Raw genomic sequence first — 9,420 nt, 5'->3', positions numbered from 1 at the left:
CTAGCGGGGCTTGTTCGCAGCCGGACCGAAATCCGGGTCCGAGCCGAACGTCTTGCCGCGCGGCACGTTGGCGCACGCGGGCAAGTCCGGGAAGTCGGTGCAAATGATCCGCCGGTCCTGATACTGGAATCCGTGGTCGATCATGCACAACTCGCCTTTGGCGAAATCGTTGAGCGTCATATCCTTGCGGTCGACGTAAGCCGAGTTCGGGAAGCCGCACGCCAGCATGGCGTTGCGTACGCCCTGCTCGTCGACACCTCGCTTTGCCCAGAGTTTGTAGAGCGGTGGCGAGGGTTGAAACGGGCGCGTGGTACAGGCGGCGAGGCCGATGACCCCGAGCATCACCATCAGGCAGGTGCCCCATCGAACGAGAAAGCCCCCTTCGGGATGCCTCAGCATGCCAGCCTCATAACGTCTCCAATTCGTGAAGCGAACGCGTGGAATCCGCGTCGAAAATGCACGGACTGCGGGGCATTGTAGCGCGACGCCGCACCGATCTCGTCTCTTCCCTCGGAGACCTAACTTACGCTATGCTGCCCGGGAGTCACCATCGTCTCGTCGATCCACGCGCTACGCCGTGAGCCTGTTCGCGGCTATCGCCGCTCCGAGGGCCCATGATGCACCGCGACGACAACGCCCCCCAGTCACGCCCGTGGCACACGTTTTCCGTCGAAAAAACCCAGCTCGAACTCCAGACGGGCCCCGACGGGCTGTCGAATACCGAAGCCCAGTCCCGTCTTACCCGATACGGCCCCAACCGTCTGGCCGAGCCCGCCCGGCGCGGCCCGCTCATGCGTCTGCTGTCCCAGTTCCACAACGTTCTGCTCTACGCCATGATGGGTGCGGCGGTCATCACCGCACTGCTCGGCCATTGGCTCGACACCGCAGTGCTGATGGCGGCGGTCGTGGTCAACGCGCTCATCGGGTTCCTTCAGGAAGGCAAGGCCGAATCGGCGCTGGCCGCCATTCGCGGCATGCTCGCGCCACATGCCACTGTCATGCGCGAAGGCACGCGCAGCGAGATCGACGCCACCACCCTCGTGCCTGGCGACGTCGTAGTGCTTGCCTCCGGCGACCGCGTGCCTGCCGATCTGCGCCTGCTTGCCTCGCGCGAATTACGGGTCGACGAAGCGGCGCTGACCGGTGAGTCGGAGCCGGTGCAGAAAGAACTGACCACTGCCAAGGAAGACGCCTCACTCGGCGACCGCTGGTGCATGGCCTACGCGGGCACGGTCGTGGTCTATGGACAGGCAACGGGCATCGTCGTGGCGACCGGTGCGCACACGGAACTCGGTCGCATCAACCATTTGCTGACCGACGTTGACAGCGGCACGACCCCCTTGCTTCGGCAGATCGACCGCTTCGGTCATGGGCTGGCGGGCGCTATCGCAGTCGTGGCCGTGCTGACGTTCCTCCTCGGCTGGTTGTGGCGTGGCGAGCCGGCTGGCGAGATGTTCCTCGTCGTCGTGGCGCTCGTCGCGTCGGCCATTCCCGAGGGGCTGCCCGCCATCATGACGGTGATTCTGGCGCGCGGCGTGCAGCGCATGGCCCGCGAGAAAGCGATTGTGCGACGCCTGCCTGCGGTCGAAACGCTCGGCTCGGTTACCGTCATCTGTTCGGACAAGACCGGCACGCTGACCCGCAACGAGATGACCGTCCAGCGCGTCGTCGCGGCCGGTCACGTGTACGACGTGAGCGGTGCGGGCTATGTGCCTGAGGGCCGCTTTTCGCTCGATGGTGCCGACGTCGATCTGTTTGGGCATCCCGAGCTGGCGCTGACGGCGCGGGCGGGCGAGCTGTGCAACGACGCCCGTCTGCTGCAGGACACCGAAGGCCACTGGCGCATCGAAGGCGATCCGACCGAAGGCGCGCTGCTCGTGCTCGGTGCCAAGGCGGGACTCACGCGCGAGACCTTGCAAACTCAATGGCCGCGACTGGACGCGATTCCGTTCGAGTCGCAGCACCGCTTCATGGCGACGTATCACCTGGACAAGGCGGAGAACGCGAACGGCGGCGACGGCAGCGGCACTCCGTGGATCTTCGTCAAGGGCGCGCCCGAGCGCATTTTCGAGATGTGCCGCACGCAGATCGTCGCGCCCGGCGGTCAGCCGGGCGCGCCTGTCGACATCGACTATTGGCGACGCATGGTGACCGACACCGCGGCACAAGGCCTGCGAGTCCTCGGGCTGGCGTACAAACAGGCGAAGCCGGCGGGTGACCGGCTGGAATTCAGCGACGTGGAAGACGGCTTCACCCTGCTGGCCCTCGTCGGGATCATCGACCCGCCACGTCCGGAGGCCATTGCGGCCGTGGCCGAGTGCCACCGCGCGGGCATTCGCGTGAAGATGATCACCGGCGATCATGCAGAAACCGCCAAGGCCATCGGTGCGCAACTCGACATCGGTATCGGCAAGCCTGCCGTGACCGGTGCCGAAGTCGCGCTCATGGACGACGCCGAGCTGCGACGCGTTGCGCTGGACATCGACGTCTTCGCCCGCGCCAGCCCCGAACACAAGCTGCGCCTCGTGCAGGCGCTGCAGGACGACGGCCAGGTGGTCGCCATGACCGGCGACGGCGTGAACGACGCCCCGGCGCTAAAACGTGCAGACGTCGGCGTAGCGATGGGGTTCAAAGGCACCGAAGCGGCCAAGGAAGCGGCCGATATCGTGCTGACGGACGACAACTTCGCCAGCATCGCCAAGGCTGTCCGGCAGGGACGCGGCGTCTACGACAACCTGAAGAAGTTCATCCTGTTCATGTTGCCGACGAACGGTGGTGAGGCGCTGGTGGTGATTGCCGGGGTCATGCTCTCGCTGGGCGTCGTCGCGCTCACCCCGGCGCAAGTGTTGTGGATCAACATGGTGACGTCGAGCACACTGGGCATCGCGCTCGCGTTCGAGCGTGCCGAACCGGGCATCATGGACCGTACGCCGCGACCGCCCGGTGCATCGCTGCTCTCGTGGTTCTTCATCTGGCGGGTGACGCTCGTCTCGATACTGATGATGATCGGCACCTTCGGGCTGTTCTATCTGGAATGGCGCAACGGCGCGAGTGTGGAAGCAGCGCGTACGATGGCGGTGAATGCGCTCGTCATGGCCGAGATGTTCTATCTGATCAGCAGCCGCTCGATCTTTGCGACGTCGCTCAGTTGGCAGGGGTTGTTCGGCAATCGTGTGGCGCTGATCACCATCGCGGCGTGCCTGGTGCTCCAGCTGTTCTACACGTACGTGCCGTTCATGCAGACGACGTTCGGGTCATCGCCGCTGAATGGGCGTGAATGGCTGGAAGTCCTGGGGGCCGGTCTGCTGGTATTCTTCGGCGCTGAACTGGAAAAATGGGTGGTACGCCGCGCGGGTTGGGCCGAGCGGTTGGCTGTGCAGTAAAGCGGTCGCCTTAGCCGTTGCGAGGCGGCCGCAAACCGTTGTGAGGCGGCCGCCCCGGATTGAACTCTGCGAAACATGGTGCAACTGCAATCCCATGCTGGCGACGCGCTCGCCAGCCATCAAATCGCGTGGTACGTCTACGTGCTGCGCTCGTTCCTCGCCCTGCTCGTGCTGGGCGCCTGCGCCTGGGGGGCGATGGCCCTCGCCTACCGCTGCCCGGGTCCGGCGCTCGCGCGCTACCTCGTGATCGCGGTGTGGGTGCTGCTCGGGGTCGTCGCCATCGTTGCGCTCTTGCGTGTGCGCGCTGGCATGCCGCTGCGGGGCTGGCCGCTTGCCTTTCTGATCGCGCTGGTGCTGCTCGTCGGCTGGTGGCAGACGATCCGGGCGTCCAACGACCGCGCCTGGGCGGCCGATGTCGCGCAATTGCTCGACTCCCGAATCGACGGCGAACACGTCACGCTGCACAACGTGCGCAACTTCGAATGGCGCACGGAGACCGATTTCACCCCGCGCTGGGAAACCCGCGAGTACGATCTCGACAAGCTGGAGAGTGCCGATCTCGTCCTGTCGTACTGGATGGGCCCGGCCATTGCGCACACGTTGGTGTCGTTCGGCTTCTCCGACGGCCGCCGCGTGGTCTTTTCCATCGAGATTCGGAAGAAGCAAGGCCAGAAGTTCTCGGCCATCGGCGGGTTCTTCAAAGACTTCGAAGCCACGCTCGTGGCCGCCGACGAGCGCGACATTCTGCGCGTTCGCAGCAACGTGCGTGGCGAGACGACCTATCTGTATCGCCTCAACATCCCGCCCAAACAGCTGCGCGAAGTGTTCCTCGGCTATCTCGCCCGCGCGCGTGAGCTGCACGATACGCCGGCCTGGTACAACACCCTCACAAGCAACTGCACCACCATCGTCTTCGAGATCGCCCGTCTTATCGCACCGGGATTGCCGCTCGACTACCGATTGCTGCTGTCGGGCTACTTCGCGGAGTACGCCTACGATCAGGGCGGTCTGACACCGGGCTTCACCTACGCGCAACTGTATGACCGAGGCAATTTCGTTGCGCGAGCGCTGGCCGCAGGCGACTCGCCCGAGTTCTCGACCCTCATCCGTCAAGGCGTGCCGGGCGACGATCCGAAGGTGACGCCATGATCGCGTTGAAGCTGTCGGGCAAGCCCCTCGCGTTGCGGCGAGCGGGCATGCTGATGACTGTGCTATGGCTGACAGCGCTGTCCGGCTGCGCGATGGTGGAAGTCCGTTCGCTCGGCCCCGAGCAGTACATCGCCATGAAGCGCGGCGACATTCTGTCCACGGGCAAGCTGAGCGCATCGACTGATGAGACCATTCGCGTAGCTGGCCTCGACGACACCCTTTGCGCCAAATCGTCGCTCGACTGTATCGACGCACTAGGCCGCGCGAAGGAAATCGACGTCGATCGGCGACTCGCGGCCATGGCTGAAATGTCGATGCAGCTCGCCATCGCGCAGACGCCCACGGGCGAGCGTCAATGGAACGATGCGCAGTTCGACCTATGGCTGCGCTCGGCACGCTACGCCTACGCGTATCTGTTCTACAGCGACCGTCCGTCGAGCGAACGGGCCTTCGAAGACCGTCAGACGCAGGTTCGCGACTATTACAACTACGCGGTGCAGAACTTCTCGGTCGCGTTGTTCCGTCGCGTGCAGCAAACGGGCAGCGACAAGATTGCCGGATGGCTCCTGCCGGTCGACGCCAGCAGCGTGCGATTCGCCGATAACAGCATCCAGCCGCGCGAAGTCTTGCCCGCATCTACGCTGTCGTTCGCCGGCCTGCGCAGTCCGTACCGGCGCGACGGTTTCGGCGCAGAGCTGGTGGCCGTGCTCGACGAGAAGTCCGCCGCCGAGGCGCTCACCGCCGCCGGTCAGCGCCCGACGCCCCGGGGCGATGCCGCAACGGGCCCGGACGACCGCGACACGGCACCCCACAACCCGCGTGAAAGCCGCGCATCGCGCGATTTCCGGCGCGCCACCGATCCCAACGCCGGACCGGTGTTCAGCGAGATGCCCTCACCGTCGCTCACGCTGCTGCTGCGCTTCGACGGCACCACGCTCGAACAGGTCCTCGCGACGCACGTCGCCACGCTGGTGGTCTACGACCCCTACCGGCAGACGTCCGTCGAACTGAATCACCAGACCGTGCCGCTCGCAGGCAACTTCACGGCCGGTTACGGTCTGTGGCTTGCGCGCTCGGGCTTTGCCGAGCAGTCGTTGCGCACGTTGTTTGGACGCGACCGTGGCATCGTGCGTCCCCACATCTACCTGATGCAGCCGTTCGATCCGGGACGCCGCGTCATTCTGATGCTCCACGGGCTGGCCAGCAGCCCGGAGGCGTGGGTGAATCTCGCCAACGAAATTCAGGGTGACGCGACGTTGCGCGAGCACTTCCAGGTCTGGCAGGTCTATTACCCGACGAATGCGCCGATTCTCGTAAACGCCATGGCCATTCGCAACGCGTTCGAGGCGACGCTCAAGCACTTCGACCCGGACGGCCAGTCTGCGGCGTCGCACGACGCGGTCGTCATCGGGCACAGCATGGGGGGCGTGATCGCTCGCCTGATGGTGTCCAGCTCGGACGATCAGCTCTGGGATACCTTCCAGCACGAATACCACCTGGACGAGAATCAGATCGACCGTGCCCGCGACCGGCTCGATCCGCTGTTCAGCTTCAAGCCGGTGCCGCAGTTCGAGCGCGCCATCTTCATCGCCGCACCGCACCGGGGCACACCGTTTGCGCGTAACCGCATCGGACGCTGGGTGTCGAACCTGATCAAGCTGCCGGTCACGCTGCTCTCGGGGATCGACGACGTGCTGCACTACGCGACGGGGTCCGAAGACAGCCCTTCGGAGGGCAAGACACGCTATGTGCCCAATAGCGTCGATCAGTTGCGCGACGACGATCCGTACGTGATGGCCGCTGCCGGCCTGAAGATCTCGCCGGCCGTGCAATACCACTCGATCATCGCTCGGCGCGATGCCAAGGGGCCGCTGGAGGCTTCAAGCGATGGGGTGGTGCCGTACACGAGCGCCCATCTCGCGGGTGCACAATCCGAGCGTGTCATCGTCGCAGGACATAGCGTGCAGGAGACACCGCAGGCGATTCTGGAGATCCGTCGCATCCTGCACGAGGACGTCGACGAACTCGATCCGATCAAACTGCCGGGGCGACTGAACCCGTATCAGGCGATCGTTCCGCCGCCGACCGCGACACCGACGCCGGGACGCCCGACGTCCTACTAAGGCACGTCGGCCGTCTCAGGAAACGGCGTTGATCTGAATGTGATACACGCCCCACGGACACAGGGTGAACTGCTCCTTGAGCGGTTTGCCCGCCAGCGCCGGAATCCCGGCCGGGTCGTACACGGCCCACAGCGGTCCGAGGCCGCCCAGCGCGAGCGGCTTGTCGTCGATATGGGTCGCGAGCAGAAAGCCGTACTCCCGCACCTGCCCTACCGTAGTCGCCACCACGTAGCCATCGATGGCGCGCAACAACACCTGTGTGAGCGGATTCGACGGTGCGCCCGCCTGCACGAGCACGTCGGCCAGACGCGGCCCGCGCAACGTGTGCGGCTTCGCGTCGTACTCCAGCGTGGGGCGAATCGTCTGCGCTGGCATGCGCGTGAGCATGGCGAAGTCGAGCGCGTACGCCGCGTCGAATTGCACAAGTTGCTTGTGAAACAGTTGATCGAGCGCCGGGTCGACCGCACCGCGGTTGTGACGCGCAATCGCGCCGCTGAGCGTGACAAGCGGTGTCGAAGCTGGCGCGGAAGCGGCGGATGCGCCCGCAGCGCCCGGCTTGGCGAAGACAGGCACCGATGCGCCCAGTGCCACGGCACCGGCAAGGAATTCACGTTTCTTCATGGCGTTGGCGATAGCGAATGAGGGAGGCGACAGCCCCATGCGGGAGGGGCGTCGATTCGCTCCCCCGAGGTCGCATGAGCGTACCACCGATGCCATCCGGCACGCCAACGGCAACGGCGTCGCCGCCGTGCCGTCGGATCAACGCGCAGTTGAATCAGCTAGCCTGCATCTCGAACGTGAAATGCACGCGCCCGTCGCGGATCGGCAGGATGTCGGCGCGATCTTCGCCCACCTCTGCGTCCAACCGATCGTTGAGCAGCGTGTTCATCGCCATCAGCAACGGCCCGTTGCTACGTGCGTCGAGCGCCAGGTTGCGCGACTCCGTCGGATCGGCGTGCAGATCGTAAAGTTCGACGTCATTGCTCGCGAACAGCGTCTCCAGCGACGTCGGCCGGTTGAACGCCTTCGGCGAAAAGTAGCGCGAGAAGCGATAGCGGCCGTCGAACACGCTGCGAATCATGCCGCGATGTCGGAAGTCCGGCTGACGTGCGATCACCCGTCGATGGATCTCGTCGACCGGCATGCCCTTCTGACGCAACGTCGCATATTCCTGCGCCAGCCACTCGCTGTCGTAGAACAGCAGCATGGCGTAGTTGAACAGGGTGGCCGGGCGTAGCGCATCGACCGCCTGCTGCTCGGGGCGGCGCAGCAGCGGCGTGAGGTCATGCCCATGCGCGGTCTTGCCCGCAATGCGGGCCACGCTGTCGGCGTCGAGCCCCGTCAACCCGAGCAGCGTCGGCGTGATGTCCACGTGCGAGCTGAGCGCTGCGCATTGCTTCCCGCCCGGGTACGCCGGGTGACGAATCACCAGCGGCACGTGATTCTGCTCGCGATACGTCGTCGGCCCCTTCCCCACGAGCTTGTGTGCACCGACGTGATCCCCGTGATCGGCACTCATCACGACGATGGTGTTCTTGTCGATACCCAACTCGCGCAGCGCGTCGAGCAGCGTCACGACATGGGTGTCGCAGTCCCGGATGCAGTTGAAGTAATAGTCCTGATAGACCTGAAGCCGCGCGTCGTCGAGCGGATAGTCCCCGACCAGCACGCCCTCGGCCGCGTTGTAGACGCCGTGCGCAGCGGGTCGGCCGGGGGCGTCGTAAGCCTGCTTTCGCGTGGCAGCGAGGGGGACGTTCCAATGCTTGCCGTAAAGGCTGTCCTTCGGCGGACGGGCGTTGCCCAGCGTCGGCTTGCTGGCGTTTTGCGTGTCGACGCCGGTCGGGTCGGTGTTCAGGAACATCGCGTCGTGCGGATTGACGAGATTCACCGCCATGAACCACGGCTTCTGTTCGGTCGCCAGTTGAGCACCGCGCCCGCGCAGCCAGGACACGGCGGACGACGTCGTCAGGCCATCATAGGTATAACCGCCACGCACGCGCCCGATCAGATCGCCTACGCCGAAGTAGTCGTCGAAGCCGTACGACCGGATCAGCGCGTTGTACTCCGCCGTCGGCGTGTCGTAGGGCGTGTGGTTGTGATGCAGCTTACCGCTCAGATGCCACTTGCCCAGATACGCCGCGTAGTAACCCGCGTCGCGCATCATATGGCCGATGGTGCGGATATCGGTCGACATATCCGGCTGCCATGGAATGCCGCAATTGTCGAACACGCGCGTGTGCTGGATGTGCTGGCCGGTGTACACGACAGAGCGCGACGGCGAACACACGCACGCGGCGATCTGGTGATTCATGAACGTCACACCCTCACGGCGCAGCCGTTCGCGGCCCGGCACCGGAAACGGCCACTTGTCGAAATGACGCTCCTGATCGGTGAGGATGAACAGGATGTTGTAGCCCTTGGGGGCGACGGCCGGGGCCTGCGTCGGCATGACGTAACCGTCGTCGGCCGCATGCGCCGTCGGGGCTGCCTCCCGGGTGGCCGAAATCGCCGACGACGCCAGTCCTGCCGACGCCATCGCCGCACCGGCCTGCTTCAGAAAGTCGCGTCGCGCATTGCGACTCGGTGTGTCGGACTGTTTGGCGGACGTGGCGTCGGTCGGCGTCGCGTCGTCGGAGATCGTGGGGGATGAAGGCTTACGTTTCGTCATGCGTCTCGCTCCTGATGAGGTGCCAGCGTCGTGTCGTGCGCTAACTACCGGATGGGAGTCTCATTATTCGGCTGGATTCTGAACAGATCGATGAAAA

General features: G+C 65.1%; 6 protein-coding genes. 3 read left to right on the top strand and 3 right to left on the bottom strand.

The window, feature by feature from the left end; genetic code table 11:
• Positions 1–399 carry a hypothetical protein gene (locus tag PAQ31011_RS00650; protein ID WP_246179257.1) on the bottom strand — a complete coding sequence of 133 codons (399 nt, stop codon included), beginning with the start codon at positions 397–399 and terminating at the stop codon, positions 1–3.
• 215 nt (positions 400–614) lie between these two features.
• Between PAQ31011_RS00650 and PAQ31011_RS00645 the strand changes: the two genes are divergently transcribed.
• The 3 genes from PAQ31011_RS00645 to PAQ31011_RS00635 all read left to right on the top strand — a co-directional run bounded on the left by PAQ31011_RS00645 (position 615) and on the right by PAQ31011_RS00635 (position 6,655).
• Positions 615–3,383, top strand: a complete 2,769-nt coding sequence (locus PAQ31011_RS00645) for a cation-transporting P-type ATPase (protein ID WP_150574016.1) — start codon at positions 615–617, stop codon at positions 3,381–3,383.
• Between the two features lie 75 nt (positions 3,384–3,458).
• Positions 3,459–4,532 carry an Lnb N-terminal periplasmic domain-containing protein gene (locus PAQ31011_RS00640; RefSeq protein ID WP_150574015.1) on the top strand — a complete coding sequence of 358 codons (1,074 nt, stop codon included), beginning with the start codon at positions 3,459–3,461 and terminating at the stop codon, positions 4,530–4,532.
• Positions 4,529–6,655 (top strand): esterase/lipase family protein, encoded by a 2,127-nt coding sequence (locus PAQ31011_RS00635; RefSeq protein ID WP_246179255.1) that lies wholly within the window; start codon positions 4,529–4,531, stop codon positions 6,653–6,655. Before PAQ31011_RS00640 ends, PAQ31011_RS00635 begins: the two co-directional genes overlap by 4 nt.
• A gap of 15 nt (positions 6,656–6,670) precedes the next feature.
• Here PAQ31011_RS00635 and PAQ31011_RS00630 read toward each other — a convergent pair whose 3' ends face one another.
• A complete protein-coding gene (locus tag PAQ31011_RS00630) occupies positions 6,671–7,276 on the bottom strand; it encodes a putative pterin-binding protein (protein ID WP_150574014.1) in 606 nt (201 codons plus the stop codon).
• Between the two features lie 154 nt (positions 7,277–7,430).
• Positions 7,431–9,323 carry a sulfatase family protein gene (locus PAQ31011_RS00625; protein WP_150574013.1) on the bottom strand — a complete coding sequence of 631 codons (1,893 nt, stop codon included), beginning with the start codon at positions 9,321–9,323 and terminating at the stop codon, positions 7,431–7,433.
• Between the last annotated feature and the right edge of the window lie 97 nt (positions 9,324–9,420).

It is taken from the genome of Pandoraea aquatica (genome assembly GCF_902459565.1).
Taxonomy (GTDB): domain Bacteria; phylum Pseudomonadota; class Gammaproteobacteria; order Burkholderiales; family Burkholderiaceae; genus Pandoraea; species Pandoraea aquatica.
The sequence above is the reverse complement of the archived record's forward strand: the minus strand, read 5'-3'. Positions and strand labels throughout refer to the sequence as shown.